This window comes from Ferrigenium kumadai, assembly GCF_018324385.1.
GTDB classification, from domain to species: Bacteria; Pseudomonadota; Gammaproteobacteria; order Burkholderiales; family Gallionellaceae; genus Gallionella; species Gallionella kumadai.
Window position 1 is genome coordinate 1254621 of sequence record NZ_AP019536.1, and the last position, 26351, is coordinate 1280971.

Here is a 26351-nt window from a genome sequence, read left to right on the forward strand (position 1 = left end):
ATCGTCGGGTTACCCGACCTGCAGCATCCTCAATAACTCGTCGATATCGGTGACCGGCGGCAGGCATTGCGTGCCGCGGCACAGCCATGCGGTGGTTTGCTCACCTGATGGTTTGTCGAGTGTTTCCGGCAAACCTTCTATCCTGTCACTCAGCACTACGGTAATCACGTCCGGCAGGTGGCGCCGCTGCAATGCGGCCTGCCACTTGGAGGCCTCTTTGCCGCGCAGCACCAGCAGGCCGGATGGCTGCAGCAGTTCCGCAAGTGCGGTGCACAGGCTGCAGTGGTAGCTTGCGGCCTGTTGCAGGGCGGGGAAGAACAACTTCAGGCAGCGTTCCGCCGCCGCACGATATCTCTCGTCTCCGGTCAGTAAAGCCAGGCGCAGCAGGGCCTGCGCCGCGATGCCGTTGCCCGATGGCGTGGCATCGTCTTGCGCGGTCTTGTTGCGCTGGATCAGCGCTTCATGGTCGTGGCTGGTGAAGAAAAAGCCGCCATTTTGTTTGTCCTCGAAACGCTCCAGCAGCGCGTCCGCGAGTTGCACGGCGAAGTCCAGGTCGGCCTTCCTGAATTCGGTTTGCATCAGTTCCAGCGCGGCATTCAGCAGGAAAGCATGGTCGTCCAGATAGGCGTTGAGGTGCGCCTTGCCGTCCTTGCAGGTCGCGAGCAGCTTGCCGTCGCGCCACAGGGCGGTGCGCACGAAATCCATTGCGCGCTGCGCGGAACGCAGCCAGTCTTCGCGTCCGAACGCGCGCGCGGCGCGCGCCATGCCCGCGATCATCAGGCCGTTCCATCCGCCGAGGATCTTCTCGTCGCGGCCGGGGTGCACGCGCTTCTCGCGTGCGGCGAAAAGTTTTCCCCTTACGCTGGCGATCAGCGCCTCGGTTTGCTCGTGCGTAACCTGCAGGTGCCGGGCGACGAAGTCAGGCGTTGCACGGACGCGCGGGTTCCAGGCGCGCTCCTCGAAATTGGGCGGCCATTCGATGCCGTAATAGGTCTTGGCGACTTCATATTCCTGCTCGGTCAGCAGCTGGCGCACCTCGACTATCTGCCACAGGTAGAACTTGCCTTCCTCATGCTCCGAGTCCGCGTCCAGTGAGGAGTAGTAGCCGCCCTCGGGGGATTGCATCTCGCGCAGCACCCAGTTCGCGGTCTGTTCCACCACACGCGCGAACAGCGGCTCACCGAACTCTTGCCAAGCGGCGCTGTACAGGGACAGCATCAGGCCGTTGTCGTAGAGCATCTTTTCGAAGTGCGGGATGTTCCACTCGGCATCGACGCTGTAGCGGCAGAAGCCGCCGCCGAGCTGGTCGTATAGCCCGCCGTGCGCCATGTGCTGCAGACTGTAGCGCACCATGTGCAGCACGAACTCGTCGCCGGTCTTGTGGCCGTTGCGCAGCAGCAGGTCGAGTTCCGCCGGGTGCAGGAACTTGGGTGCATCGCCGAAACCGCCGTTGACCTTGTCGAACTGGTCGCCGAGCCGGCTCAGCGCCTGCTCGATCGGTTCGCGGTTCAGCGGTGTCTCCTTGCCGCGGGGCGGCTGGATATCGGCGAGTGCGGCCGCCAGTTGCCTGCCCTGAGCGGCTAGATCGGCGCGGTTCTCTGCATATACCTGAGCAACGCGTTGCAGCACGTCGGTGAAGGAGGGAAGGTTGTAACGCGCCTGTTTCGGAAAATAGGTTCCGCCGAAGAACGGCGTGCCATCCGGGCTGAGGAACATGTTCAGCGGCCAGCCGCCGCTGCGCTGCGTCAGCAGGTAGTGTGCGTTCTGGTAGACCTGGTCGAGATCGGGACGCTCCTCGCGATCCACCTTGATGTTGATGAAGTGTTGGTTCATCAGCGCCGCGGTATCCTCGTCCTCGAACGACTCGTGCGCCATGACGTGGCACCAGTGGCAGGCCGAATAGCCGACGGACAGCAGGATGGGCTTGTCCTGCTCGCGCGCGAGCCGCAGCGACTCGGGGTTCCATGCATGCCAGTCCACGGGGTTATTGGCATGCTGCTGGAGGTAGGGACTTGTTTCCTTTGCCAATTCATTAGCCATCGGTTGCCCCCATAAATTCGTTTTGCGGGCGAATCGCGGTGTCGCGTGCTTGCTCGCTCCTCGTTTATCCGTTCGATATGTCTCGTCGTTCGCTGTGCGGCTCCTTGCGCTTCATCCCGCAAAACGAATTTCTGACGAATTTGCGGGTTGGTGAGGCTAACGCAACAGCGGTTTCAGTTCCTCTAAGACATTTTTCATCAGCAGAGGTTGCGCCTCGGCGGTGGGGTGCAGGTTGTCTGCCTGGAACTGTTCGGGAGGGATGCCTTCGAGCAGGAACGGCATCAGCCGCACGCGGCGCTTCTCCGCCAATCGTGGATAGATGTTCTGGAATTGAGTGACGTAAGGCTCGCCGTAATTCGGCGGCAGGCGCATTCCCATCAGCAGCACCCTGGCGCGGGCTTGCTTGATGTCCTTGATGAGTTCATCCAGATTGGCCTCGATATCCGCCGTACCGAAGCCGCGCAGCCCGTCGTTCGCGCCCAGTTCCAGGATCACCACTGCCGGGCGATGTTGCTGCAGTGCCTTGTCGATGCGCTGGCGGCCGCCCAGCGTGGTCTCACCGCTGATGCTCGCGTTCACTACACGGTAGGCCGAGCCTTTGCGTTTCAGCTCCTTTTGCAGCAGACTGGGCCAGCTTTCTTCCGCGGCGAGGCCGTAGCCGGCTGATAGACTGTCGCCGAATACGAGGATGTTCTTCGCGGCGTGGGCGTCGAACGGAAGCCACAGTGCGGCGATCAGCAGGATAAATTTCAGGGACAGAATTCTCATGGTTTCGATAGTGCAAGCGATTGGTCTGACAAAGCAGGTGCCGAGCGGCGACCAGATGCTGACCATCCTGCGCGAAGTAAGCTTCGCGGTCAATGCGGGAGAGAGCTTAGCCATCCTCGGCGCCTCCGGTTCCGGCAAGTCCACCTTGCTTGGCCTGCTGGCCGGGCTGGACGTGCCCAGCAGCGGCAGCGTGTATCTCGACGGCGCGGACCTGTTCGCTCTGGATGAAGACGGGCGCGCAAGGCTGCGCGGTGCTGCGGCAGGTTTCGTGTTCCAGTCGTTCCAGCTGCTGCCCGCGCTGAACGCGCTGGAGAACGTGATGCTGCCGCTGGAACTGCAAGGCGCATCCGACGCGCGCGAACGCGCCGCCGACTCGTTGCGCAAGGTCGGCTTGGGAGAACGCATGCACCACCTGCCCAAACACCTCTCCGGCGGCGAACAGCAGCGCGTCGCGCTCGCCCGCGCCTTCGTCACCCGCCCCAAGATCCTGTTCGCCGACGAACCCACCGGCAACCTCGACGCCGCCACCGGCAGCCAGGTCATCGAACTCATGCTCGACCTCAATCGCGCGCAGGGCACGACGCTGATCCTGGTCACCCACGACGAGGCGCTGGCGAGGCGTTGCGGTCGACAGTTGCGGCTGGAGGCGGGGAGGGTGGTGTAGCGTGATGATGAACTATGCCAACACTTCAAGATTGAGTGAGTGATTTCATGAAGCCAAAGACGCAGCGAATGTTTTCCGGCAATCACAGATATCACAAAGTCGATATTGCACGAGGTCAGTTGGAGACAGCCATTCGACTGTTTCTTGTAGATGGTTGCAATATGTTCTCAGCAATTACTCTTGCGGCAGCAGCTGGCGAAATACTTCACGGGCTGGTACTAAATGCAGGGAAGGAACCGTTCGTAGACTATGTCATTAAAGTTAACGATTTTCGAAAACCCGGGGATACCCCTAAGCGTTCCTCCGTTATCTCGCACATTCATAACCTTCTGTTTGTGAATGCGTTAAAACATCATGACAAGAAAACTGAGGCCCATGTCGAATTTGATGCGGAGGAGTGCGCATTGGCTGCAATCCTAAAGGCTATAGTGGACTATGAGACGCTAACTGGCGAGCATACCGAAGCCATGAAGACGTTTCTTACATGGACGAAATTGAATCTGAACTCAGAAAGAATCATGAGTGACTTTGAAAAAGCCCCTGATCACTTTAAGAAACTTTAGGTACAAATGAATCTCCTCCGCCTCTCCCTTAACCTTCTTCGCCGCGACTGGCGGGCCGGGGAGTGGCGCGTGCTGCTGTTGGCGCTGGTGCTGGCGGTGGGTAGCCTGGCGACGGTCGGCATGTTCGCCGACCGCGTGCGGCAGGCGTTGCAGCAGGAGGCGACCAGCCTGATCGGGGCGGACTTGCGCATTACCTCGACGCGACCGCTGCCGTCCGCCTATCGCAAGAGCGCCGAGGCGCGCGGCCTGCGCGCCGTCGAGAGCCGCAGTTTCCCGAGCATGGTTTCTTTCCGCGAGCAGGCGCTGCTCTCCGAGATACAGGCGGTGGAGGATGGCTATCCGTTGCGAGGGAAAATCACCATCGAGGACGGCAGCGAGCATGTCGCGCAGGGCATACCCGTGCGCGGCACGGTGTGGGCGGACGAGCGGCTGTTGCGGCGTCTCGATCTGCGCATGGGCGACGAGGTGGGCATAGGCGCGATGCGCTTCAGGGTTTCGGCGCGCATCGTGAAGGACATCGATCAGTCCATCGGCTTTTCCAGTTTCGCGCCGCGCGTGCTGATGAATGCGCAGGACCTTGAGGCGACGGGCCTTCAACAGGAAGGCAGCCGCATCACCTACCGCCTGATGGTTGCAGGAGAAGCGAAGCAGACGGCCGCGCTGCGCGGCGAACTGAAGGCGAAATTGACCGGCAACGAGAGGCTGGAGGACGTGCGCGATGCGCGGCCGGAGATACGCAGCGCGCTGGAGCGCGCCGAGCACTTCCTCGGGCTTGCAGCATTGACTGCTGCCATCCTCGCTGGCGCGGCGATGGCGCTGGCGGCGCGGCGCTTCGTGCTGCGCCATCTCGACGGCTGCGCGGTGATGCGCTGCCTCGGCGCGCAGCAGGGACAGGTGCTGCGCCTGTTCCTCTACCAGTTCATGCTGCTGGGTATCGTCGCGGTGCTGCTGGGCTGCCTGTTGGGCTATGCCACGCAGGCCGTACTGATCTCGTTCGTCGAGGCCATGCGCCAGGCGGCGCTGCCGCAGCCTTCCTTGCTGCCCGCGGTCAAGGCCGCCGCCAGTGGTTTCGCGCTGCTGCTGGGCTTCGCCTTCCTGCCACTGCTGCAGCTGCGCAGGGTGTCGCCGCTGCGCGTGCTGCGCCGCGAGCTGGGCGCGCCGCAGCCGAACACCGTGCTGGTCTATGGCCTGGCGGTGGTGGTGCTCGCGGGATTGTTCCTGTGGCATTCCGGCTCGGCCAAGCTGGGGTTGGCGATGCTGGGTGGCTTGATCACCGGGCTGGTGGTGTTCGGCGGGTTGGCCTGGCTGATGTTGCATGGGCTGGCGCGCTATTTCCCCTACCTCGGTAATCACTGGCGGCACGCGGTGAACAACTTGGTGCGGCACGGGCGCAGCAACGCGCTTCAGGTGGTCGCGCTGGCGCTGGGTGGCATGGCGTTGTTGCTGCTGACGCTGGTGCGCGCCGACCTGCTGCAGGGCTGGCAGGACAAGCTGCCGCCGGAGACGCCGAACCGCTTCGTCGTGAACATCCAGCCGTACCAGCAGCAGGCGGTGCTGGATTTCTTCGCGCGCCAGAAGTTGCCGCCGCCCCAATTGCAGCCGATGGTGCGCGGCAGGCTGGTCGCGATCAACGACCGTCCCATCAACGGCGATAGCTACCCGGACCCGCACGCGCGCGGCTTGGTGGAGCGCGAGTTCAACCTGTCCTACATGGAGCGCATGCCGGAGTGGAACGGGCTGGTGCAGGGGAAGTGGTGGCTACCGGGAGCAAATGGCCAGTTGTCGGTCGAAGAGGGCATCGCCCAGACGCTGGGCATCCGGCTCGGTGATACGCTGACCTACGACGTGGCGGGCAGTCGCTTCAGCGCGCGCGTGACCAGTCTGCGCAAGGTGCAGTGGGACTCGATGCGGGTGAATTTCTTCGTCATCGCCACGCCCGAGCTGCTCCGCGACTTTCCGGCGAGCTACCTCACCAGTTTCTATCTGCCGCCTGACAGGGCACGCGCGGGCGACCTGCTGGCGCGCGAATTCCCCAATGTGCTGGTGATCGATACCGGCGCGATCATCGGGCAGGTGCGCCACATCATGGACCAGATCACGCAGGTGATGGGCGCGGTGTTCCTGTTCACGCTGCTGTCCGGTTTTGCCGTGCTGTATGCCGCGCTGCTCGCGACGCAAGATGAGCGCACCTTCGAGGCGGCGGTGCTGCGCACATTGGGGGCGGACGGGCGCTACCTGCGGCGGCTGCATCTGTCCGAATTCGCCGTGCTGGGTGGCCTGAGCGGGCTGTTCGCGGCGGCGGGGGCCGTGCTGCTGGGCTGGGTGCTGGCGCGCTTCGTCCTGGATATCCCTTATCAGGCCAGTCCCGCCATCTGGCTGATCGGCGTGACGGGAGGCGCGGTCGCGGTGGCGCTGGCGGGCTGGCTGGGCACGCGGAGGCTGACTTCATTGCCGCCGCTGGTGATCCTGCGCGAATAGCGCGGGTTGAGCGAACCGCGGCATTGGTGGTAGAATGCGCGCCGCTCCGGAATAGGCCGGAGCAAATTTCCCGCTCGCGCAAGTTGGGGTGCTCACGGAAAGTGCCGTGGGTCAGGCTGGCGAGTGGTAGTTGATAACCCTTACGTTAGGAGCAATCATGGCTGTAACTATGCGTCAAATGCTGGAGGCTGGTGTTCATTTCGGTCACCAGACCCGTTTCTGGAATCCCAAGATGGCACCGTACATCTTCGGTCACCGCAACAAGATTCACATCATCAACCTGGAAAAGACCGTCGCGAAGTTCGCCGAAGCGGAAGCTTTCGTGCGCAAGCTGGCAGCTAAGAAGGGCACCGTCCTGTTCGTGGCGACCAAGCGCCAGGCTCGCGACATCATCCAGGAAGAAGCCGTGCGCGCGGATTCCCCGTTCGTTAACTACCGTTGGCTGGGCGGCATGCTGACCAACCACAAGACCGTGCAGCTGTCGATCAAGCGCTTGCGCGAGCTGGAAGAGCTGACCGCCGAAGGCGCATCCGAGAAGGTTTCCAAGAAGGAAGCGCTGATGATGAAGCGCGAGCTGGAAAAACTGAACCGCAGCCTGGGCGGCATCAAGGACATGCAAGGTCTGCCGGCCGCGATCTTCGTGATCGACGTCGGTTATCAGAAGGGCACCATCGTCGAAGCTCAGAAGCTGGGCATCCCCGTCATCGGCATCGTCGATACCAACAACTCCCCGCTGGGCGTGGACTATGTGGTTCCCGGCAACGACGACTCGACTCAGGCTATCCGTCTGTACGCCCGCGGCATCGCCGACGCGATCCTCGAAGGCCGTGCTCAGGCACTGAACGAGTTGGTCGAGCAAGTTTCGGAACAAGCCGCTTAAGGTTTAGCGCCGACGTGAGAAGGGGCGTCAGCCCCTTTTTTTGTAAGTTTTTTTAAGTTTCGATGGAGTTTGAAAATGGCAGAAATTACCGCAGCAATGGTCAAGGAACTGCGTGAGGCCACCGGTCTCGGCATGATGGAATGCAAGAAGGCGTTGGTCGAATCCAACGGCGATTTCAAGGTGGCTGAAGAGCAGCTGCGCATCAAGAGCGGCGCGAAGGCCAGCAAGGCTGCATCCCGCGTGACCGCGGAAGGTATCGTCAGCGCGTTCATCGCCGCCGACGGCAAGGCTGCCGCCGTGGTGGAAGTGAACTGCGAGACCGACTTCGTTGCGAAGAATGACGACTTCATCGCGTTCGCGAAGAATGTCGCCGAAACCGTGGCGAAGAACAATCCGGCCGATGTCGAGGCATTGTCCGGCATGGCGCTGGCCAACGGCTCCGGCACCGTCGACGAAGTGCGCAAGGCTCTGGTGATGAAGATCGGCGAGAACCTCACGATCCGCCGCATCGCGCGCTACGAGACCTCCACCGGCAAACTGGCAACCTATCTGCACGGTAGCAAGATCGGTGTGCTGGTGAGCTACACCGGCGGCGACGACGTGCTGGGTCGCGACATCGCGATGCACATCGCAGCGAGCAAGCCGAAGTCGCTCGATGCATCCGGCGTGAAGCCGGAAGACATCGAGACCGAGCGCCGCATCGCCATCGAGAAGGCCAAGGAATCCGGCAAGCCAGAAGCGATCCTGGAGAAGATCGCCGAAGGTACCGTGCAGAAGTTCCTCAAGGAAGTCACCCTGCTGGGCCAGGTGTTCGTTAAGGCGGAAGACGGCAAGCAGACCATCGAGCAACTGCTGAAGGCCAAGGGCGCTACCGTGACCGCGTTCCAGATGTTCGTGGTGGGCGAAGGCATCGAGAAGAAGGTGGAAGACTACGCGGCTGAAGTCGCTGCCGCTGCTGCTGCTGCCCAGGGTTAAGGTCATGAAGCCGGCCTACAAACGCATCCTGCTCAAGCTGTCCGGCGAAGCCCTGATGGGCGACGACAGCTACGGCATCAACCGCGAGGTGATCGAGCGCATCGTCGCCGAGATCAAGGAAGTGGTCGATCTGGGTGTGGAGGTGGCGATCGTGATCGGCGGCGGCAACATCTTCCGCGGCGTGGCTCCGGCCGCGGCGGGGATGGATCGCGCCACCGCCGATTACATGGGCATGCTGGCCACGGTGATGAACTCGATGGCCCTGCAGGACGCGATGAAGCGCACCGGGGTGGATTGCCGCGTGCAGTCCGCGCTGAGCCTGGAGCAGGTGGCCGAGCCGTTCATTCGCGGCAAGGCGCTGCGCTATCTGGAAGACGGCAAGGTGGTGATCTTCGCGGCCGGCATCGGCAGCCCGTTCTTCACCACCGACACCGCCGCCGCGCTGCGCGGCGTGGAGATGTCCGCCGACGTGGTGATCAAGGCCACTAAGGTGGACGGTATCTACACCGCCGATCCGAAGAAGGATCCCAACGCGATCCGCTACCAGAGCCTGAGCTTCGACGAGGCCATCAGCAAGAATCTCAAGGTGATGGATGCGACCGCGCTGACGCTGTGCCGCGACCAGAAGCTGCCCATCATCGTGTTCAGTATTTTCAAGATAGGTGCGCTGAAGCGTGTGGTATTCGGCGAAGGCGAAGGCACGCTGGTGCGTATCGATTGATTCAGGAGGGAACTGTGATTGCTGATCTGAGAAAAACAACCGAACAGAAGATGCAGAAGTCGCTGGAGGCGCTGAAGACGGACCTGGGCAAGGTGCGTACCGGACGTGCCCACACCGGCCTGCTGGATCACGTGATGGTGGATTACTACGGTAGCCCGACCCATGTGAACCAGGTGGCGAACATCACCCTGGTCGACGCGCGCACCATCGGCGTCCAGCCTTACGAACGGAACATGGTCGGCCCGGTGGAAAAGGCTATCCGCGATTCCGATCTTGGGCTGAACCCGGCAAGCCAGGGCGAACTGATCCGCGTGCCGATGCCCATGTTGACCGAGGAGCGTCGCCGCGACCTGATCAAGGTGGTCAAGGCCGAGGGCGAGAACGCCAAGATCGCGGTGCGCAACATCCGCCGCGACGCCAATAATCACCTGAAAGACGCGCTCAAGAAAAAAGAGATCGCCGAAGACGAAGAGCGCCGCACCCAGGACGATATCCAGAAGCTGACTGACCGCTACGTCGCCGAGATCGACAAGACGCTGGTTGCCAAAGAAGCCGATCTGATGGCAGTCTAAAAGGAGACAGGATTCGGGATGCAGGATACGGCTACCGGCCGCCTCGACTGAATCCTGAATCCCGTATCCTGGATCCTGATATGGCTCTCTTCAAAAGTTCTACCCGCAACATTCCCGACGCCCCTCCCGTCCCGCGCCATATCGCCGTCATCATGGACGGCAACGGGCGCTGGGCCAAGCAGCGCTTCATGCCGCGCGTGGCAGGGCACCAGCGCGGAGTGGAGGCACTGCGCGAGGTGGTCAAAGCCTGTCGCGACCTGGGCGTGGAATACCTGACGGTATTCGCCTTCAGCAGCGAGAACTGGCGGCGTCCTGCCGACGAAGTTTCCTTCCTGATGTCGCTGTTCATGAAGATGCTGGAACGTGAGGTCGTCAGGCTGCACGAGAAAAACATCCGAGTGAAGATCATCGGCGACCGCAGCCGTTTCGACGATAAGCTCAATCAGGCCATGCAGGATGCCGAAACACTGACCGCGAATAACGTCGGCCTGACCCTGACCATCGCCGCCAACTACGGCGGACGCTGGGACGTGATGAACGCTGTGCAGACGATGCTCAAGGAGCATCCGGAATTCGCTCAGGGCTTCAAGGAAGAAGACCTGTCCCCCTATCTTTGCCTGAGCGAGGCGCCAGAGCCGGACTTGTTCATCCGCACCGGCGGCGAGCAGCGCATCAGCAACTTCATGCTGTGGCAGCTGGCCTATACCGAGCTTTATTTCACCGATGTGCTGTGGCCGGCGTTCGGCCGCGAGGAGCTGGAAGCGGCGATTGCCTCCTACCAGAAGCGGGAGCGCCGTTTCGGGCGGACCAGCGAACAGTTGGCGAGCGAGCAGCCGAAAGGGGGCTTCGATGCTTAAATCGCGCGTGATCACCGCCGTGGTGCTGCTGGTGCTGTTTCTGGCGGCACTGTTCCTGTTGCCGGCGGCAGCTTGGGCACTGCTGGTTCTGGTAATGGTGATGCAGGGGGCTGTCGAGTGGGCGCGCCTGTCCGGCCTGAGCGGCAGGAAGGCGAACGTCTACTGGGCGTTGACGCTGGCGCTGATGGGAGGCATGTTGGTACTGGATTCCTACACGACGCCGGCGCAGCAGGACTATACCCATCTCGGGGTGTATCTGGTGTCCGCCTTGCTGTGGCTGGTCATCGTGCCGAGCTGGCTGATGGCCGGCTGGAAAGTCAGGCGACCGCTGCTGATGGCGCTGACCGGCTGGGCGGTGCTGTTGCCGACCGGTCTGGCGATGCTGGACTTGCGCGAGGCCGATCCCAGTCCGTGGATGCTGCTGTTCGTCATGTGCCTGGTGTGGGTCGCGGATATCTCAGCCTATTTCGCCGGCCGTCGCTTCGGCAAGAACAAGCTCGCGCCCGACATCAGCCCGGGCAAGACTTGGGAAGGTGTGGCGGGCGCGGTGTTCGGCGTATCGGCCTATGTGGTGCTGGTATGGAGCTTCAGCCCGTATTTTTCCACCCGCGAGATATTGCCGCCGTTGCTGCTGGCCTCATGGTGGTGGGTGGCGCTGGCGGTGATCGGCGACCTGTTCGAGTCGGCGGTCAAGCGCCAAGCGGGCGTGAAGGACAGCGGCGCGCTGCTGCCGGGACACGGCGGCCTGCTGGACCGTATCGACGCGCTGACCTCGACCCTGCCACTGGCCGCGCTGGCGATGTTGCTCCAGAGGATTAGTTAATGCAGAGACTGACCGTATTGGGTTCCACCGGCAGCATCGGCACCAGCACGCTGGACGTGGTGGCGCGCCATCCCGACCGTTTCCAGGTCATCGCCCTGACGGGGAACAGCCAGGTCGGCCTGTTGTTCCGCCAGTGCGTGCAATTCAAGCCGCGTTATGCCGTGCTGCTGGATGAGGACTCCGCCTCGCAGTTGCGCCAGTCGCTGCGCGAGGCCGGCGTGGACACCGAGGTGCTGTGCGGCGTCGAGGCGCTGGAGCAGGTGTCGGTGCTGCCCGAGGTGGATGCCGTGATGGCGGCCATCGTCGGTGCCGCGGGGCTGCGGCCCACGCTGGCGGCGGCAAAAGCGGGCAAGAAGATCCTGCTGGCGAACAAGGAAACACTGGTGATGGCGGGCAACGTGTTCATGGACGCGGTGCATGCCAGCGGTTCGGCGCTGCTGCCCATCGACAGCGAACACAATGCGATCTTCCAGTCCCTGCCGCACAACTATCGCGGCGACATGCAACGCAGCGGGGTGAGCAAGATACTGTTGACCGCGTCGGGCGGGCCGTTCCGCAAGACCCCGCTTGCCGACTTGCAGAACGTCACGCCGGAGCAGGCCTGCGCACACCCGAACTGGAGCATGGGCCGCAAGATCTCGGTGGACTCCGCCACCATGATGAACAAGGGGCTGGAGGTCATCGAGGCGCGCTGGCTTTTCAATGCGGGTGCGGACGACATCCAGGTCGTGGTGCATCCGCAGAGCATGATCCATTCGCTGGTGCAGTACATCGACGGTTCGGTGCTGGCGCAACTGGGCAATCCCGACATGCGCACGCCCATCGCGTACGGCCTTTCCTGGCCGGAGCGCATCGATGCGGGTGTGGCGCCGCTGGACCTGTTCAAGGTGGCGACGATGAATTTCGAAGCACCCGATTTCGAGCGTTTCCCCTGCCTGGCGCTGGCCTATCAGGCGCTGCGCGCCGCGGGTACGGCACCGGCCATGCTCAACGCCGCGAACGAAGTGGCCGTGGCCGCATTCCTCGACCGGCAGATCCCCTTCCTCTACATCCCTCGCGTCATCGCGGCGGTGCTCGATGCCTTGCCGGTCTATCCGGTGCATAGCTTGGATGACGTGCTCGGCGCCGATGCCGAGGCTCGCCGCGTTGCGGAACTGCAGATCCGGCAGGTGACATGACGACGCTGCTGGCCTTTGTCGGCGCGATCGCGCTGCTGGTGGTGTTCCACGAATTGGGTCACTACCTGGTGGCGCGCCTTTGCGACGTGAAAGTGCTGCGCTTTTCCATCGGCTTCGGCAAGGTCATCTATCGCAAGCGTTTTGCCGACAGCGAGACCGAGTGGGCGATCTCGGCGATCCCGCTGGGCGGCTACGTCAAGATGCTGGACGAGCGCGAAGGCGCCGTCTCCCCCGGTGAGCTGCACCGCACCTTCAACAGAAAGCCGGTGCTGCAGCGCATGGCCATCGTGGTGTCCGGGCCGCTGGCGAACTTCCTGCTCGCCATCGTGCTGTACTGGGCGTTGTTCGTGCACGGCGTGCCCGGCGTGAAGCCCGTGCTTGGCGAGGTTCCGCAGGGCACTCCGGCGGCCAGCGCGCAGATGCAGGCGGGTGAAACCATCACGCACATCAATGGCGAAGCAGTCCCAAGCTGGCAGGATGCACGCTGGCTGCTGCTGGACCTTGCTTTGCAACAGTCTGAGGTGCAGATCGAGGGGCGCGGCGCGCAGGGCGAACGCCTATCCCATGTGCTCGATATGCACGGACTGGAGGCCAAGGACCTCGACGGCGAGTTCCTCGACAAGCTGGGGCTGCACTTGTACCAGCCGGTCATCCCGCCCGTGATCGGCCAGGTCGCCGAAGACAGCGTGGCGCAGCGCGCCGGGCTGCGGCAGGGCGATGAAATTTTTCGGGCCAACGGCGCTGCGGTGCAGCGCTGGAACGATGTGGTCGCAGTGGTACGCGCCCATCCGGAACAGGCGGTACAGTTCGACATCCGGCGCGGCGAAGCGACCTTGAGCGTAGCACTCGTGCCGCAGGCTGTGGAGGAGGGGGGCAAGCGGATCGGCAAGATCGGCGCGGCCCCGCAGGTCGACAAGGCGGCGTGGAAGGCGATGCTGACCGAGGTGAGCTATGGCCCGCTTGATGCCGCCGGGCAAGCTCTGCGCAAGACCTGGGAGACTTCCGTCATCAGCCTGAAGATGCTGGGCAAGATGGTGCTGGGCGAAGTGTCGATGAAGAACCTGAGCGGGCCGATCACCATTGCCGACTATGCGGGGCAGTCGGCCGGAATGGGCATCGTGGCTTACCTTGGCTTCCTGGCACTGATCAGCATCAGCCTGGGCGTGCTGAATCTGTTGCCCATCCCCTTATTGGACGGCGGTCACTTGCTGTATTATGTCGCCGAGTTGGTAAAGGGGAGTCCGGTCTCCGAGCAGGCTTGGGAGATCGGTCAGAGGATCGGCATTGCGTTGCTCGGCACGCTGATGGTTTTTGCCATATATAACGATATAAATCGCCTTATTTCAGGGTAGAAAATGAAATTGAAAAAACTGGCGGGATTGATCTCCCTGCTTTGCATGTCTCCTGCTTGGGCAATCGAACCATTCACTGTCACAGACATCCGCGTCGAAGGCATCCAGCGTACCGAGGCCGGTACGGTGTTCAGCTATCTGCCGGTCAAGGTCGGCGACACCATGGACGACCAGCAGGCGGCGGCGGCGATCCGCGCCCTGTATGCCACCGGATTCTTCAAGGATGTGCGCCTGGAGGTCGAGCAGGGCGTGCTGATCGTGCTGGTGCGCGAGCGTCCGTCGATCGCCAGTATCGAACTCAACGGCATCAAGGATTTCCCCAAGGACCAGCTCAAGGACAACATGAAGTACGTGGGGCTGGCCGAGGCACGCATCTTCGACAAGGGAGCACTCGATAAGGCGGTCCAGGAACTGAAGCGCCAGTATGTGGCGCGCGGCAAGTACGGCGTAAGCGTGAACACCACCGTCACCGAACTGGAGCGCAATCGCGTGGCCATCGCGTTCAACGTGGTGGAAGGCGAGGTCTCCAAGATCAAGCAGATCAACCTCGTCGGCAACCAGGCATATACGGAAAAAGAACTGCTCGATTTGATGAAGCTCAATACGTCCGACTGGATGAGCTGGTTCAGCAAAAACGACCAGTATTCCAAGCAGAAGCTGTCGGCCGACATGGAGGCGATGCGCTCGTTCTACATGGACAGCGGATATCTGGAATTCAACATCGATTCCACGCAAGTTTCGATCACGCCCGACAAGAAAGATATCTACATCACCATCAATCTTACCGAGGGGCCGAAATATACCGTTTCGAAAGTCGGCGTGTCGGGCAACACCATCGTTCCCAAAGAAGAGATCGAGAGCCTGATCCAGGTGAAGGCGGGAGACACATTCTCGCGCAAGGCGCTGACCGAGACCAGCAAGAAGGTCGGAGAACGTCTGGGACAGGAGGGTTATGCCTTCGCCAATGTGAATGCGGTTCCCGAAATGGACAAGGAAAAGCATGAGGTGGCATTCAACTTCGTGGTCGATCCGGGGCAGCGGGTGTATATCCGCCGCATCAACATCGCCGGCAACGATAAGACGCGCGACGAGGTGATCCGCCGAGAGTTCCGCCAGGTCGAGGGCGCGTGGTTTGACATGGAGAAGATCAAGAAATCCAAGCAGCGCGTGGACAAGCTGGACTTCTTTTCCGAGGTGAACGTGGAAACGCCGCCGGTGCAGGGTGCGAGCGATCAGATGGATGTGAATGTCTCGATCAAGGAAAAAAACACCGGCAATCTTTCGGTGGGGGCGGGTTTTGCTCAGGGCGAGGGGTTGTCGCTGAACGCCGGGATCAGCCAGGCCAATCTGTTCGGTAGCGGCAACCATGCTGCGGTGCAGCTCAATACCGGCAAGGTCAACCAGGTCTATTCGTTTTCCTATACCAATCCTTATTTCACCGACGACGGCGTGAGCCGTGGCTTTGATCTTTATAAACGCAACACCGATTCGACCAGCACGGCAGTGAGTCAGTATTCCTCTCATACCTTGGGTGGCGGTGTGCGCTTTGGCGTGCCGATTGCCGACGAAGAGACGATTAGTTACGGCCTGTCGTTCGAACGGACGCAACTGGGCTTGCAGCAAAACGCTCCGGCGCGCCTGACCCAATACGTCAATACCTTCGGCGCAACTAACAGCAATCTCCTGGGTACGATAGGCTGGGGCCGTGACAGCCGCGACAGCGCGATCTATACGACCGACGGGACGGTGCAGCGCGCATTCGCCGAGGTTGCCCTGCCGGTGCTGGATATGCGTTATTACAAATTGAACTACCAACACCAGTGGTTCTATCCGGTGAGCACCGATGTTACCCTGATGCTGAACGGCGAGGCCGGCATCGCGGGCGGTTATGGCGGCAAACCGCTGCCGTTCTTCAAGAACTTCTACGGAGGCGGTATCGGTTCGGTGCGCGGCTATGATTCCAATTCGCTGGGGCCGCGCGATGCGACTAATGCCGTGCTGGGAGGTACGCGTCGCGTGGTCGGTAATGCGGAACTGCTGATTCCGTTCCCCGGAATCAAGGAAAAGTCCGTACGCCTGAGCGGGTTCGTCGACGGTGGTGCAGTATATGGTCCGGGCGATCTGCCCGGCAGTGCGGGTTTGCGCTATTCCGCGGGTGCAGCTGTTACCTGGATTTCGCCGGTAGGGCCGATCAAGTTCAGTTATGCCGTGCCGCTCAACCAGCAGCAAGTGGATAGACTGCAAAAGTTCCAGTTTAGTCTGGGGCAGATATTCTGATGTTTAAGGAGTTAATGATGAAAACAGTGATCAATGCAGGGCTTTTGTCCATCCTGCTGGGCATGGGAATGGCAGCACAGGCCGCGGACTTCAAGGTGGGGGTGGTGGACACAGAGCGCGTGTTGCGTGAGTCTGCACCAGCGATGAAGGCGGAAAAGAAGATCGAGAAGGAATTTTCCGGGCGCGACCAGGAAATCAAGAAGCTGATGAAGCAAGCGAAGGAGACGCAAGCCCTGTTGGAGAAGGAAAGCGGCACGCTGTCGGACGCCGATCATCGCAACAAGGAGCGCGAGCTGACTGCCATGAACGTGAACCTGCAGCGCATGCAGCGCGAGTTCCGTGAAGACCTGAACCTGCGCAAGAACGAGGAGCTGGCTGTCGTGCTGGAACTGGCCAACAAGGCGATCCAGTCCATCGCAGAAGCGGAAAAATACGACCTTATCCTGCAGGAAGCGGTGTACCGCAATCCCAAGATCGACATCACCGACAAGGTGATCAAGCATCTCGCCGTCGAAAAGACCGACGCCAAGTAAGCAGCCAGCAGGATGAAAGTTTCCTATCGGTTGGCTGACATCGCGGCGCAACTTGGCGGGCGCGTGCTGGGCGACGGCGAGCTGCGCGTCGCCCAGGTCGCGACGCTGGATAACGCGCAATCTCAGCACATCAGCTTCCTGACCAACAGCAAGTACCGCTCGCAACTCGCCACGACGAAAGCGGGCGCTGTCATCGTCGGCGAGGCGGATGCCGATGCGACCGAGTTGCCGCGTATCGTTTCGAACAATCCCTATGCCTATTTCGCCAAGGTCTCGGCCCTGCTCAATCCGTTGCCGCAAAGCAAGCCGGGCGTGCATCCGGCAGCGGTGATCGGCGAAGGTGCGCTTATCGACCCGACGGCAAGTATCGCTGCGACCGCGGTGATCGGCGAAGGCGCGGTGATCGGTGCAAATTCGGTGATCGGCGAAGGTTGCTGCATCGGCGCGAATGTGGTGATCGGTCACCGTGCGCGCCTGTACCCACGCGTGACGATCTATCGCGATTGCGTGATCGGTGACGACCTGATCGCGCATTCCGGCGCGGTGATCGGTTCGGACGGTTTCGGCTTTGCGATGGAAGAGGGACGCTGGATCAAGATCCAGCAGATCGGACGTGTGGTGATCGGCAACGACGTCGAGATCGGCGCGAACACCACCATCGACCGCGGTGCGCTGGACGACACCGTGATCGAGGACGGCGTGAAGCTGGACAACCAGATCCAGGTCGCGCATAACGTGCGCATCGGCGCGCATACCGCCATCGCCGGCTGCGTCGGCATCGCCGGCAGCGCCACCATCGGCAAGTATTGCCGCATCGGCGGCAGCGCCGGCATCCTGGGGCATCTGCAGATCGCGGACCACGTCGAGATCGCCTCGTTCACCCTGATAGGAAAGTCCATTCCAGAGCCGGGCAGTTATGCCGGGATCATGCCCTTCAGCAGGAACGACGAGTGGCGCAAGAACGCCGTGCACATGCGCCATCTGGACGACATGGCGAAACGCCTTAAGAAGCTTGAAAAAGAAATCGAATCATTGAAAGGAAAGAACGCATGAGCACCACCATGGACATCCACGCCATTCTCGAGAGCCTGCCGCACCGTTACCCCTTCCTGCTGGTGGATCGAGTGCTGTCGGTCGAACCGGGCAAGGAGATCGTTGCGCTGAAGAACGTCACCATCAACGAACCGTTCTTCCCCGGCCATTACCCTCATCATCCGGTGATGCCCGGCGTGCTGATCATCGAGGCGATGGCGCAGGTCGCGGCGCTGCTGTCGTTCAAGTCCATGGACAGCAAGCCGGACGAGAAATCGGTTTATTACTTCGCGGGCATCGACAACGCGCGCTTCAAGCGCCCGGTCAGCCCCGGCGACCAGTTGATCTTCAAGGTCTCGCTGACTCGCAGCATGCGCGGCGTGTTCAAGTTCGCCGCCACTGCCGAAGTGGACGGGCAACTGGCCGCCGAGGCTGAACTGATGTGCACGGTCAAATCGGTGGCGTGATGATCCATCCGACCGCTATCGTCCATCCGAACGCCAAACTTGCCGACGATGTCGAGGTGGGCGCGTATTCGATCATCGGCGAGCATGTCGAGATCGGCGCAGGTACGGTCGTCGGTCCGCATGTGGTGATCAACGGCCACACCCGTATCGGCAAGCACAACCGCATCTTCCAGTTCTGCTCGCTGGGCGAGATTCCGCAGGACAAGAAGTACGCCAATGAACCGACGCGGCTGGAAATCGGCGACCACAATACCATCCGCGAGTTCTGCACCTTCAACCTCGGTACGGCGCAGGATGTCGGCGTTACGCGTGTCGGAAACCACAACTGGATCATGGCCTACGTGCATCTGGCGCACGATTGCCAGGTCGGCAACCACACCATCTTCGCCAACAATGCGCAGCTGGCCGGGCACGTCCATGTCGATGACTACGCGATCCTCGGCGGTTTCACTGTGGTGCACCAGTTCGTCAGGATAGGCGCGCACATCATCACCGGTATGGGCACCATCCTGTTCAAGGATGTGCCGACCTACGTGCTGGCTTCCGGCAACCCCAGCGCGCCGCACGGCATCAACTCCGAGGGCTTGAAGCGGCGCGGCTTCTCCAGCGAGGCGATCATGGCGATCAAGCGCGCCTACAAGACGCTGTACAAGTCGGGCCTCAGCCTCGAAGAGGCAAGGGCCGAGATCGAATCGCAGGTCGCGGAACATGCCGAGCTGCAGCCGCTGGCAGAGTTCCTCGCCACATCGGAACGGGGCATAGTCCGTTAACGGATCGTTTCAGGATTTTTCCATGCAGCAGAAAAAAATCGTAATCGGCATCGTCGCGGGCGAAGCGTCCGGCGACCTGCTCGGCAGTCACCTGATCGAGGCGCTGAAGGATGCGCGGCCGGATATCCACTTCGTCGGCATCGGCGGCCCCAGGATGCAATCCGCGGGGATGAATGTGCTGTTCCCGATGGAGAAGCTCGCCGTCCGCGGCTACGTCGAAGTGCTGCGCCATTACCGCGAGATCGTCGGCATCCGCCGCAAACTGCGCACGTACTTTCTGGACAACCGCCCGGACCTGTTCATCGGAGTGGATGCGCCGGACTTCAACCTCGATCTCGAGCTCGCGCTCAAGCAGCGCGGCATTCCCACCGTCCACTATGTCAGCCCGTCGATATGGGCGTGGCGCGGCGAGCGCATCAACAAGATCAAGCGCGCCGTGACGCACATGCTGGCGTTGTTCCCGCACGAACCCAAGCTGTACCGGGAGGCCGGCGTGCCGGTGGATTACGTCGGCCATCCGCTCGCCGACATGCTGCCGGACTATCCCAAGCGTGCCGAGATGCGCGAGACCATGCGTATCCCGCTGTCGGCAAAGGTATTCGCCTTCCTGCCGGGCAGCCGCCAGAGCGAGGTGAAGCAACTCGCGCATACCTATATCGAGACCGCGAAGCTGGTGCTGCAGCAGATACCCGATGCGCGTTTCCTCGTGCCGCTGGTCAGCCGCGAGACGCGAGGCATCTTCGAGCAAGCCCTCTACGATTGCGATGCCGAACAATTGCCGATCACGCTGTTGTTCGGCCACGCGCAGGACGCGATGGTCGCCGCCGACGGCGTGCTGGTCGCGTCGGGCACGGCCACGCTGGAATGCGCCTTGCTCAAGCGCCCGATGGTCATCACCTATCGCATGCCCGCGCTCTCCTGGTGGCTGATGAAGCGCAAGAGCTACCAGCCTTACTACGGTCTGCCCAACATCCTGTGTGAGCGTTTCATCGTGCCCGAGTTGATGCAGGAGGACGCCACGCCGGAAAACCTGACGCAGGCCTTGCTTAACCTTGTCAACGACAAGGAAGCCGTGGCCCAACTCGAAGAAACCTTCCACGAATTGCACCGCACGCTGCGCCAGAACACCGCGCAGAAAGCGGCGGCGGCCATCCTGCCTTACCTTCCCGCATGACGGGGACCATCCTCATCTGCGGCGTGGACGAAGCGGGCAGGGGCCCGCTGGCCGGGCCGGTGAGCGCGGCGGCGGTGATCCTCGACGAGGCGAATCCCATCGAAGGGCTGGCCGATTCCAAGAAGCTATCGGAAAAACAGCGCGACCTGCTCGCCCCCGTCATCCGCGAACGCGCGCTGGCCTGGGCGGTGGCCTATGCCGAGGTCGGCGAGATCGACAGCCTCAACATCCTGCAAGCCACGCTGCTGGCGATGAAGCGCGCCGTGCTGGCTTTGCCCGTGCAGCCGCATCAGGTGCTGGTGGACGGCCTGTATTGCCCAAAGACCGGCATTCCCAGTGAGGCCATCGTCAAGGGCGACAGTAAGGTCGCGGCCATCTCGGCTGCCTCTATCCTCGCGAAGACCGCGCGCGACGAACTGATGCTGCAACTGCACGATCAGTATCCGCACTACGGCTTCGCCGTGCACAAGGGCTACCCGACCGCAGTACACCTGGCCGCGTTGCGCGAGCACGGTGTCAGCGACGTGCACCGCAGGAGCTTCAAACCGGTACGCGAGCTGTTGCAGCACTCCCAGCAAAATATCTTCTGAGGCGACCATGGCATTCTTCAAGCTCATCCATCTGATCGCCGTGCTGGTCTGGGTCGGCGGCATGTTTTTCGCCTACATGGTGTTGCGTCCTGCCGCCGTCGAGACACTCCAGCCGCCGGAACGCCTGCGCCTGTGGGATTGCGTGTTCCGCCGCTTCTTCAACTGGGTATGGGGCGCTATCGGTGTCATCCTCGTCAGCGGCCTGTACATGATCTACCAGTATGGCGGCATTGCCCATGCACCTCGCCACGTGCATCCCATGCTGGCGCTGGGACTGGTGATGATGGGGATCTACGGCTATGTGTTCTTCGCCTGCTATGTGCCACTCAGCCTGCATGTCTCCAAACAGCGCTGGAAGGAGGCGGGCGAGATACTGGGCAAGATACGCAAGCTGGTCGCGGTGAACCTGACGCTGGGAGTGATAACGACGGGCGTCGCGGTGTACGGGGTCTGGGGTTAGAAAATACTGATAAATCCTCCGTTCGTGGTGAGCTTGTCGAACCATGAACGGAGGATTTCGGAAACTCACCCTTCGACAAGCTCAGGGCGAACGGCTCTATTCTCCTAACTCCATCCGCCTGATGTAATGGCAGGTGTAGCCCAAGGGATGCTTGACCAGATATTTCTGGTGGTATTCCTCGGCGCGGTAGAACTTTTTGAACGGCACGACCTCGGTCACCACCTTTGCCTTCCAGTCGCCTGAGTCATCCACGGTCCTGATGACTTCCTCCGCCGTGCGCCTCTGTTCTTCGCTCACGTAGAAGATCGCCGATCGGTATTGTGTGCCCGTATCGTTGCCTTGCTGGTTGCGCGTCGTCGGGTTGTGCATGCGGAAGAATTCGAACAGCAGGTGGCGGTAGGTCAGCTGCCTGGGATCGAACACGATCTTCAGCGATTCGGCATGGCCCGTGCGCCCGGTCTTCACGATGTCATAGGTCGCATTCGGAATCTCGCCGCCGGTGTAGCCGACTTCGGTCTCCAGCACGCCGGGTATCTGGCGCACAAGTTCCTCCATCCCCCAGAAGCAGCCGCCGGAGAGGTAGGCGGTTTGGTTTGATTCGTTGGTCATGGGGACTCCTTTCGCTAGTGCGGCGGTTGAGAATAGCAGGATGAGGAGAGGGAGGAGGCGGAGGGGCATTGGTATTAGCGTCCTAGTTCAGGGCGAGCCGCGGTAGGTGGAGCCCTCCCTGAAAATGCCGGATTAGCCATCTAGCGAACATTTGTGGCAACCCAGTCACGAAGCTTGTTAGCCAGCTTGGCAAGCTCGGGGAAAATAAGCAATGACGCATGAACTGCTTCCGGCTCAATCGGTTGAACACTCGTCGGATGACCCGCCTCGTTACGTGTAGCTCGAATCTGCTGGGTAAACGCAGACCAGTAGGACTCGTATTCTTCTCGCAGCTTTTCGGGAAATTGCCGTTGCACGCTATCAAAGTAGGAACGCAAGGAGTTTAGGATGGTCTTTACCCGCCAATCATCGAGATTCCGCGGAAGTGTTTGGTCCGCCGAACGTAGGCGTTCAAGAAGTAAATCGCGCAATTCAATCACAAGGCTTTCAGCCGCTGCTCCAACCATCACAGCAGCTGCTTTGTGGGACGAAGATACGTAACAATCAAGCGCTTCAGAGATGTAGGAGGTTGCTACTGGATTTAGGTGTGCCGCTGAATTCAGGTGCCTAAGGTATCCGCTTGGATTGGCTGGGTCGTGACTGAGCCGTTCAAGTGCGGCGCGGCCACGATCTGTTACATGGCAGAAAGGCGGATTGGGGTTCGCTATATTGAAGCCCCAAGCAAGATACCCTGTACGGAACAACTCGTGCCACTGGGTAAGAAGGGCTTGCTCCAACTCTGTATTGAATGCGGCACCAAGTGCGCGAGCCGCCGCCTGCAAAATTGAGCCAGACTGCAAGCTGCTATCAATGGGACTACGTGGACTCTGTTCCTCAATGGCTCTAAGGAGCGTTTCGCGGATATTTAGGGCGGTTGGAGGCGTCATGTCAGATGGCTAACGTAAATTAGGGAAACCACTGTACGTATAAACTGCTTCATGATTTGCGTCCCGTTAATTGCTTTGACCGGGCAAAACATAACATGGCACAGGCTGCCCACGAAAGCGGCTTTGCGGCGCGCATAGAAGCTTGTGGCTCCGGCCGCTCGCGTTGCGAGCTTAACCTGTGCAGGCACAGGTTAGCCTGCGCCGTAAAAGGGCCACCGCTTAGCGGCGTTCCTTTTTCATGGCCTGAGCAGCTTCACGTTTCGCATCCCGATCACGTTCAGTGGCCCTTTTATCATGCTGCTTCTTGCCCTTGGCCAGGCCGATCTCGAGTTTGACGCGGCCGCCCTTGTAGTGCATGTCCAGCGGCATCAGGGTGTAGCCGGCGCGCTGCACCTTGCCGATGATCTTGTCGATCTCGTGGGCGTGCAGCAGCAGCTTGCGGCTGCGGGTGGGGTCGGGGTGGATGTGGGTGGAGGCGTTCTGCAAGGGGCTGATGTGCGAGCCGATCAGCCAGAGTTCGCCGTCCTTGACGACGACGTAGGCTTCCTTCACTTGCACGCGCCCGGCGCGGATGGCTTTGACCTCCCAGCCTTCGAGCATGAGGCCGGCTTCGTATTTGTCCTCGATGAAGAAATCGTGGAAGGCCTTCTTGTTCTGGATGATGCTCATGAAACAGATGAGTTTTATAGTGTGTTCGGCTATTCTACCAGCCTTTGGATTTGCGGCTTTAACAAGCAATGGCTTTAGTTGAGAAAACGGTACTGGTCGCGCACAGCGCGGAGCAGATGTTCAACCTGGTGGATCGTGTGGAGGAATACCCGCAGTTCCTGCCCTGGTGTGGAGGGGCGAGCGTCGTCGAGCAGGATGGGACGACGGTGCATGCCACGGTGCACATCGATTACCACCATCTCAAGCAGCATTTCACCACCGAAAACGTGCGCACGCCGCCGTACCGGATCGAGATGACCCTGCTGGATGGGCCGTTCCAGCATCTGGACGGCAGCTGGCAGTTCATCCCATTGAGCGACGAAGCCTGTAAAATAGAGTTCCGGTTGCACTACGAATTCTCCAGCAAGCTGCTGGAAAAGCTGGTGGGGCCGGTGTTCCATTTCATAGCCAACAGTTTCGTGGATGCTTTCATCCACCGTGCAGAGAAGATTTATACGGACTTATGAGCGAAAAGATCAATATCGAAGTGGTGTATGCCCTGCCGCACGAGCAGGCGCTGCTCCGGCAGCAGGTTCTGCCGGGTACGACAGTAAAAGAGGCGATCCTGGCCAGCGGCCTGTTGCAGAAGTATCCCGAGATCGACCTGGCTACCAGCAAGCTGGGCATCTTCGGCAAGCTGACCAAGGCCGACACCGTGTTGCGCGAGAAGGACCGCATCGAAATCTACCGCCCTCTGATTGCCGATCCCAAGGAAGTGCGCCGCAAGCGCGCGGAAGAGGGGAAGGTCATGAAGAAGGGTGGCGGCGACGCCGCCGAGGCGTGATGCTGGATTACGACCTGCACTGCCATTCCAGCATTTCCGACGGCACGCTGACTCCGGCCCAAGTGGTGGAACGCGCCGCCGAACGCGGCGTGAAGGTGCTTGCATTGACCGATCACGACGACACGGACGGGCTGGACGAGGCGCGCGCCGCCGCCGCTCAGCGCGGCATGGGCTTCATCAACGGCGTGGAGATCTCCGTGTCGTGGCGCAGCCATACCTTGCACATCGTCGGCCTGGACATCGATCCCGCGTATCCGCCGCTGGCGGCGGGACTCGCCAGCGTTCGCAGCGGGCGCGGCGAACGAGCGCAACAGATGGCTGACTCGCTGGCCAAGGCCGGCATCGGCGGCACGCTGCAGGGTGCCTACCGTTATGCGGCCAATCCCAACATCATCGGCCGCACCCATTTTGCGCGCTACCTGGTCGAGGCCGGGCATTGCAAGGACGTGAAGAGCGTGTTCAATCGCTACCTGGTGAAGGGCAAGCCCGGCTATGTGCCGCACCAGTGGGCGAACCTGGCGGATGCGGTGAGCTGGATACGCGGCAGCGGCGGCATCGCGGTGTTGGCGCATCCTGGCCGATACATGGTCGGGCGCAACAGCATGGGCAAGAAGACCATGCGCGAGTTGCTGAACGAGTTCGTCGAGTGCGGCGGGCAGGCGCTCGAGGTGGTGACCGGCAGCCACACGCCGGAGCAATACGCCGAGTTCGCGCGTTATGCCGAAGAGTTCAAGCTGCTGTGTTCATGCGGATCGGATTTCCACGGGCCGGGCGAGAGCTGGCGCGACATGGGGCGGCTGCCGGACCTGCCGCTGGGCTGCCGGCCGGTGTGGGAACGCTGGGAGCATGCTTCCGCCCTGAAGGTGGCCTGATGTCGCAGTTCTTCACCATACATCCGGACAATCCCAACGCGCGCCTGATCCGCCAGGCGGCGGCGATGCTGCGCGAAGGTGCGGTGATCGTCTATCCCACCGACTCCGGCTATGCGCTGGGCTGCCATCTCGACGACAAGGACGCCGTGGCCCGCATCCGCGAGATACGCGGGGTGGACGACAAGCACCACATGACGCTGGTGTGCCGCGACCTCTCGGAGATATCGCGCTATGCGCGGGTGGACAACAGCAAGTTCAAGATGCTTAAAGGCAACACGCCGGGCAGCTATACTTTCATCCTGGAGGCGACCAAGGAAGTGCCGCGCCGTTTGCAGCATCCCAAGCGAAGCACCATAGGCATCCGCATCCCGGATCATCCGGTGGCGCTGGCGCTGCTGGAAGAGCTGGACGAGCCCTTGCTGAGTTCCACGCTGATCCTGCCGGACGAACACCATCCGCTGACCGACGTGGATGAGATACGCGAACTGCTCGAGCGGCGCGTAGACCTGATCATCGAGGGCGGTGCGGTCGGGCTGGAATCGACCACGGTCATCGACCTGACCGGAGACGCGCCGGTGCTGGTGCGCCGCGGCAAGGGCGACGTCGCGCCATTCGGAATCGAGGAATAAATGGACCAGATCATCCTGACCATCAGTCTTGCGGCGATCCCGGTGCTGTTCGCCATCACGTTGCACGAGGCGGCGCACGGCTATGTGGCGCGACATTTCGGCGACATGACCGCGTACCAGCAGGGACGCATCAGCCTGAACCCGATGCGCCACATCGACCCTATCGGCACGGTGCTGGTGCCGCTGATCACATTGTTGCTGCCGGGGGGCTTCCTGTTCGGCTGGGCCAAGCCGGTGCCGGTGAATTTCGCCGCGCTGCGCCATCCCAAGAAGGACATGCTTTGGGTGGCGATCGCCGGGCCTGCGTCCAATCTGGTGATGGCACTGGGCTGGGCGCTGCTCTACAAGCTGGCGTGGACATTCCCCGACAATTATTTCGCCGAGCCGTTGATGGGGATGGCCGAGTGGGGGATCAAGATCAACGTCGTGCTGATGGTGCTGAACATGCTGCCGCTGCCGCCGCTGGACGGCGGGCGTGTCGCGGTCAGCCTGCTGCCGCACCGCCAGGCTTTCCAGCTGGCGAAGATCGAGCCCTACGGCATGTTCATCCTGATCTTCCTGGCGATCACGCCGGTGCTGAGCATGATATTGATGCCGCTGGTGCAGTTGATGTACAAGTTGATTTCGTTGTTGTTTGGACTTTGAGGAA

29 protein-coding genes are annotated in these 26351 nt (G+C 61.3%); 24 read left to right on the top strand and 5 right to left on the bottom strand.

Features of this window, described 5'->3' with window-relative positions:
- Positions 1 to 9: 9 nt before the first annotated feature.
- Both FGKAn22_RS06050 and FGKAn22_RS06055 read right to left on the bottom strand, forming a co-directional pair.
- Positions 10 to 2040 carry a thioredoxin domain-containing protein gene (locus FGKAn22_RS06050; RefSeq protein WP_212787066.1) on the bottom strand — a complete coding sequence of 677 codons (2031 nt, stop codon included), beginning with the start codon at positions 2038 to 2040 and terminating at the stop codon, positions 10 to 12.
- Positions 2041 to 2196: 156 nt separating this feature from the next.
- Positions 2197 to 2808 (bottom strand): arylesterase, encoded by a 612-nt coding sequence (locus FGKAn22_RS06055; protein WP_212787067.1) that lies wholly within the window; start codon positions 2806 to 2808, stop codon positions 2197 to 2199.
- On the opposite strand from FGKAn22_RS06055, the gene FGKAn22_RS06060 reads away from it, so the two are divergent.
- From FGKAn22_RS06060 to FGKAn22_RS06150, 19 genes are all read left to right on the top strand, one after another.
- A complete protein-coding gene (locus FGKAn22_RS06060) occupies positions 2807 to 3472 on the top strand; it encodes an ABC transporter ATP-binding protein (RefSeq protein WP_212787068.1) in 666 nt (221 codons plus the stop codon). The two genes, FGKAn22_RS06055 and FGKAn22_RS06060, sit on opposite strands and share 2 nt — an antisense overlap.
- A 47-nt stretch (positions 3473 to 3519) precedes the next feature.
- Positions 3520 to 4035: a hypothetical protein gene (locus tag FGKAn22_RS06065; protein ID WP_212787069.1), complete on the top strand. Its 516-nt coding sequence runs from the start codon at positions 3520 to 3522 to the stop codon at positions 4033 to 4035.
- A 6-nt stretch (positions 4036 to 4041) separates the two neighbouring features.
- The gene (locus FGKAn22_RS06070) at positions 4042 to 6513 is read left to right on the top strand and encodes an ABC transporter permease (protein ID WP_212787070.1); all 2472 of its coding nucleotides are present in this window, start codon (positions 4042 to 4044) and stop codon (positions 6511 to 6513) included.
- Positions 6514 to 6670: 157 nt separating this feature from the next.
- Positions 6671 to 7393, top strand: a complete 723-nt coding sequence (rpsB, locus tag FGKAn22_RS06075; RefSeq protein ID WP_212787071.1) for a 30S ribosomal protein S2 — start codon at positions 6671 to 6673, stop codon at positions 7391 to 7393.
- 75 nt (positions 7394 to 7468) lie between these two features.
- Positions 7469 to 8368, top strand: a complete 900-nt coding sequence (gene tsf / locus FGKAn22_RS06080) for a translation elongation factor Ts (protein ID WP_212787072.1) — start codon at positions 7469 to 7471, stop codon at positions 8366 to 8368.
- Between the two features lie 4 nt (positions 8369 to 8372).
- Complete coding sequence (pyrH, locus tag FGKAn22_RS06085) at positions 8373 to 9089, top strand: UMP kinase (protein ID WP_212787073.1); 717 nt, start codon at positions 8373 to 8375, stop codon at positions 9087 to 9089.
- A 50-nt stretch (positions 9090 to 9139) separates the two neighbouring features.
- Positions 9140 to 9661 (top strand): ribosome recycling factor, encoded by a 522-nt coding sequence (gene frr / locus FGKAn22_RS06090; RefSeq protein WP_212787166.1) that lies wholly within the window; start codon positions 9140 to 9142, stop codon positions 9659 to 9661.
- Positions 9662 to 9741: 80 nt separating this feature from the next.
- Complete coding sequence (gene uppS, locus FGKAn22_RS06095; RefSeq protein ID WP_212787074.1) at positions 9742 to 10518, top strand: undecaprenyl pyrophosphate synthase; 777 nt, start codon at positions 9742 to 9744, stop codon at positions 10516 to 10518.
- On the top strand, positions 10511 to 11341 hold the full coding sequence (locus FGKAn22_RS06100; protein WP_212787075.1) for a phosphatidate cytidylyltransferase: 831 nt from the start codon (positions 10511 to 10513) through the stop codon (positions 11339 to 11341). The genes uppS and FGKAn22_RS06100 overlap by 8 nt, the downstream gene beginning before the upstream one ends.
- Positions 11341 to 12519 carry a 1-deoxy-D-xylulose-5-phosphate reductoisomerase gene (gene ispC / locus FGKAn22_RS06105; RefSeq protein WP_212787076.1) on the top strand — a complete coding sequence of 393 codons (1179 nt, stop codon included), beginning with the start codon at positions 11341 to 11343 and terminating at the stop codon, positions 12517 to 12519. Before FGKAn22_RS06100 ends, ispC begins: the two co-directional genes overlap by 1 nt.
- Positions 12516 to 13871, top strand: a complete 1356-nt coding sequence (rseP, locus tag FGKAn22_RS06110) for an RIP metalloprotease RseP (RefSeq protein WP_212787077.1) — start codon at positions 12516 to 12518, stop codon at positions 13869 to 13871. The genes ispC and rseP overlap by 4 nt, the downstream gene beginning before the upstream one ends.
- Before the next feature lie 3 nt (positions 13872 to 13874).
- Positions 13875 to 16148: an outer membrane protein assembly factor BamA gene (gene bamA, locus FGKAn22_RS06115; protein ID WP_212787078.1), complete on the top strand. Its 2274-nt coding sequence runs from the start codon at positions 13875 to 13877 to the stop codon at positions 16146 to 16148.
- A 17-nt stretch (positions 16149 to 16165) separates the two neighbouring features.
- On the top strand, positions 16166 to 16681 hold the full coding sequence (locus FGKAn22_RS06120; RefSeq protein ID WP_425513853.1) for an OmpH/Skp family outer membrane protein: 516 nt from the start codon (positions 16166 to 16168) through the stop codon (positions 16679 to 16681).
- A 12-nt stretch (positions 16682 to 16693) separates the two neighbouring features.
- On the top strand, positions 16694 to 17734 hold the full coding sequence (gene lpxD / locus FGKAn22_RS06125) for a UDP-3-O-(3-hydroxymyristoyl)glucosamine N-acyltransferase (RefSeq protein ID WP_212787079.1): 1041 nt from the start codon (positions 16694 to 16696) through the stop codon (positions 17732 to 17734).
- Positions 17731 to 18180 carry a 3-hydroxyacyl-ACP dehydratase FabZ gene (fabZ, locus tag FGKAn22_RS06130; protein ID WP_246487473.1) on the top strand — a complete coding sequence of 150 codons (450 nt, stop codon included), beginning with the start codon at positions 17731 to 17733 and terminating at the stop codon, positions 18178 to 18180. Before lpxD ends, fabZ begins: the two co-directional genes overlap by 4 nt.
- Positions 18180 to 18950 (top strand): acyl-ACP--UDP-N-acetylglucosamine O-acyltransferase, encoded by a 771-nt coding sequence (gene lpxA / locus FGKAn22_RS06135; RefSeq protein ID WP_212787169.1) that lies wholly within the window; start codon positions 18180 to 18182, stop codon positions 18948 to 18950. Before fabZ ends, lpxA begins: the two co-directional genes overlap by 1 nt.
- 22 nt (positions 18951 to 18972) lie before the next feature.
- Positions 18973 to 20124 (top strand): lipid-A-disaccharide synthase, encoded by a 1152-nt coding sequence (gene lpxB / locus FGKAn22_RS06140; RefSeq protein WP_212787080.1) that lies wholly within the window; start codon positions 18973 to 18975, stop codon positions 20122 to 20124.
- On the top strand, positions 20121 to 20714 hold the full coding sequence (gene rnhB, locus FGKAn22_RS06145; protein ID WP_212787081.1) for a ribonuclease HII: 594 nt from the start codon (positions 20121 to 20123) through the stop codon (positions 20712 to 20714). Before lpxB ends, rnhB begins: the two co-directional genes overlap by 4 nt.
- Positions 20715 to 20721: 7 nt before the next feature.
- Entirely contained in the window at positions 20722 to 21174 is a 453-nt protein-coding gene (locus FGKAn22_RS06150) for a CopD family protein (RefSeq protein ID WP_212787082.1), read from the top strand.
- Positions 21175 to 21270: 96 nt separating this feature from the next.
- On the opposite strand, the gene msrA is transcribed toward FGKAn22_RS06150, so the two are convergent.
- The 3 genes from msrA to smpB form a co-directional block, all read right to left on the bottom strand.
- Positions 21271 to 21783, bottom strand: a complete 513-nt coding sequence (gene msrA, locus FGKAn22_RS06155) for a peptide-methionine (S)-S-oxide reductase MsrA (RefSeq protein ID WP_212787083.1) — start codon at positions 21781 to 21783, stop codon at positions 21271 to 21273.
- Between the two features lie 140 nt (positions 21784 to 21923).
- Positions 21924 to 22709 carry a hypothetical protein gene (locus tag FGKAn22_RS06160; protein WP_212787084.1) on the bottom strand — a complete coding sequence of 262 codons (786 nt, stop codon included), beginning with the start codon at positions 22707 to 22709 and terminating at the stop codon, positions 21924 to 21926.
- A 219-nt stretch (positions 22710 to 22928) separates the two neighbouring features.
- Positions 22929 to 23378 (bottom strand): SsrA-binding protein SmpB, encoded by a 450-nt coding sequence (smpB, locus tag FGKAn22_RS06165; protein WP_212787085.1) that lies wholly within the window; start codon positions 23376 to 23378, stop codon positions 22929 to 22931.
- 68 nt (positions 23379 to 23446) lie between these two features.
- On the opposite strand from smpB, the gene FGKAn22_RS06170 reads away from it, so the two are divergent.
- From FGKAn22_RS06170 to FGKAn22_RS06190, 5 genes are read left to right on the top strand one after another with little or no spacing between them, the layout of a single operon-like run.
- Positions 23447 to 23884 (top strand): type II toxin-antitoxin system RatA family toxin, encoded by a 438-nt coding sequence (locus tag FGKAn22_RS06170; protein ID WP_212787086.1) that lies wholly within the window; start codon positions 23447 to 23449, stop codon positions 23882 to 23884.
- On the top strand, positions 23881 to 24201 hold the full coding sequence (locus tag FGKAn22_RS06175; RefSeq protein ID WP_212787087.1) for an RnfH family protein: 321 nt from the start codon (positions 23881 to 23883) through the stop codon (positions 24199 to 24201). The genes FGKAn22_RS06170 and FGKAn22_RS06175 overlap by 4 nt, the downstream gene beginning before the upstream one ends.
- Positions 24201 to 25073 (top strand): 3',5'-nucleoside bisphosphate phosphatase, encoded by an 873-nt coding sequence (locus FGKAn22_RS06180; protein WP_212787088.1) that lies wholly within the window; start codon positions 24201 to 24203, stop codon positions 25071 to 25073. The genes FGKAn22_RS06175 and FGKAn22_RS06180 overlap by 1 nt, the downstream gene beginning before the upstream one ends.
- Positions 25073 to 25702, top strand: coding sequence for an L-threonylcarbamoyladenylate synthase (locus FGKAn22_RS06185; protein WP_212787089.1), 630 nt, complete (start codon positions 25073 to 25075; stop codon positions 25700 to 25702). Before FGKAn22_RS06180 ends, FGKAn22_RS06185 begins: the two co-directional genes overlap by 1 nt.
- Entirely contained in the window at positions 25703 to 26347 is a 645-nt protein-coding gene (locus FGKAn22_RS06190; protein WP_212787090.1) for a site-2 protease family protein, read from the top strand.
- Positions 26348 to 26351 lie beyond the last annotated feature (4 nt).

Bases quoted from the DNA above. Each gene is read 5' to 3' on its own strand.
- smpB (WP_212787085.1), bottom strand. From the start codon at position 23,378: ATGAGCATCATCCAGAACAAGAAGGCCTTCCACGATTTCTTCATCGAG.
- uppS (WP_212787074.1), top strand. From the start codon at position 9,742: ATGGCTCTCTTCAAAAGTTCTACCCGCAACATTCCCGACGCCCCTCCC.
- FGKAn22_RS06055 (WP_212787067.1), bottom strand. From the start codon at position 2,808: ATGAGAATTCTGTCCCTGAAATTTATCCTGCTGATCGCCGCACTGTGG.
- msrA (WP_212787083.1), bottom strand. From the start codon at position 21,783: ATGACCAACGAATCAAACCAAACCGCCTACCTCTCCGGCGGCTGCTTC.
- frr (WP_212787166.1), top strand. From the start codon at position 9,140: ATGCAGAAGTCGCTGGAGGCGCTGAAGACGGACCTGGGCAAGGTGCGT.
- rseP (WP_212787077.1), top strand. From the start codon at position 12,516: ATGACGACGCTGCTGGCCTTTGTCGGCGCGATCGCGCTGCTGGTGGTG.
- rpsB (WP_212787071.1), top strand. From the start codon at position 6,671: ATGGCTGTAACTATGCGTCAAATGCTGGAGGCTGGTGTTCATTTCGGT.
- FGKAn22_RS06100 (WP_212787075.1), top strand. From the start codon at position 10,511: ATGCTTAAATCGCGCGTGATCACCGCCGTGGTGCTGCTGGTGCTGTTT.
- FGKAn22_RS06120 (WP_425513853.1), top strand. From the start codon at position 16,166: ATGAAAACAGTGATCAATGCAGGGCTTTTGTCCATCCTGCTGGGCATG.
- rnhB (WP_212787081.1), top strand. From the start codon at position 20,121: ATGACGGGGACCATCCTCATCTGCGGCGTGGACGAAGCGGGCAGGGGC.
- ispC (WP_212787076.1), top strand. From the start codon at position 11,341: ATGCAGAGACTGACCGTATTGGGTTCCACCGGCAGCATCGGCACCAGC.
- FGKAn22_RS06175 (WP_212787087.1), top strand. From the start codon at position 23,881: ATGAGCGAAAAGATCAATATCGAAGTGGTGTATGCCCTGCCGCACGAG.
- lpxB (WP_212787080.1), top strand. From the start codon at position 18,973: ATGCAGCAGAAAAAAATCGTAATCGGCATCGTCGCGGGCGAAGCGTCC.
- bamA (WP_212787078.1), top strand. From the start codon at position 13,875: ATGAAATTGAAAAAACTGGCGGGATTGATCTCCCTGCTTTGCATGTCT.
- FGKAn22_RS06065 (WP_212787069.1), top strand. From the start codon at position 3,520: ATGAAGCCAAAGACGCAGCGAATGTTTTCCGGCAATCACAGATATCAC.
- FGKAn22_RS06150 (WP_212787082.1), top strand. From the start codon at position 20,722: ATGGCATTCTTCAAGCTCATCCATCTGATCGCCGTGCTGGTCTGGGTC.
- FGKAn22_RS06180 (WP_212787088.1), top strand. From the start codon at position 24,201: ATGCTGGATTACGACCTGCACTGCCATTCCAGCATTTCCGACGGCACG.
- FGKAn22_RS06050 (WP_212787066.1), bottom strand. From the start codon at position 2,040: ATGGCTAATGAATTGGCAAAGGAAACAAGTCCCTACCTCCAGCAGCAT.
- pyrH (WP_212787073.1), top strand. From the start codon at position 8,373: ATGAAGCCGGCCTACAAACGCATCCTGCTCAAGCTGTCCGGCGAAGCC.
- lpxD (WP_212787079.1), top strand. From the start codon at position 16,694: ATGAAAGTTTCCTATCGGTTGGCTGACATCGCGGCGCAACTTGGCGGG.
- FGKAn22_RS06190 (WP_212787090.1), top strand. From the start codon at position 25,703: ATGGACCAGATCATCCTGACCATCAGTCTTGCGGCGATCCCGGTGCTG.
- fabZ (WP_246487473.1), top strand. From the start codon at position 17,731: ATGAGCACCACCATGGACATCCACGCCATTCTCGAGAGCCTGCCGCAC.
- FGKAn22_RS06160 (WP_212787084.1), bottom strand. From the start codon at position 22,709: ATGACGCCTCCAACCGCCCTAAATATCCGCGAAACGCTCCTTAGAGCC.
- tsf (WP_212787072.1), top strand. From the start codon at position 7,469: ATGGCAGAAATTACCGCAGCAATGGTCAAGGAACTGCGTGAGGCCACC.
- lpxA (WP_212787169.1), top strand. From the start codon at position 18,180: ATGATCCATCCGACCGCTATCGTCCATCCGAACGCCAAACTTGCCGAC.
- FGKAn22_RS06070 (WP_212787070.1), top strand. From the start codon at position 4,042: ATGAATCTCCTCCGCCTCTCCCTTAACCTTCTTCGCCGCGACTGGCGG.
- FGKAn22_RS06170 (WP_212787086.1), top strand. From the start codon at position 23,447: ATGGCTTTAGTTGAGAAAACGGTACTGGTCGCGCACAGCGCGGAGCAG.
- FGKAn22_RS06060 (WP_212787068.1), top strand. From the start codon at position 2,807: ATGGTTTCGATAGTGCAAGCGATTGGTCTGACAAAGCAGGTGCCGAGC.
- FGKAn22_RS06185 (WP_212787089.1), top strand. From the start codon at position 25,073: ATGTCGCAGTTCTTCACCATACATCCGGACAATCCCAACGCGCGCCTG.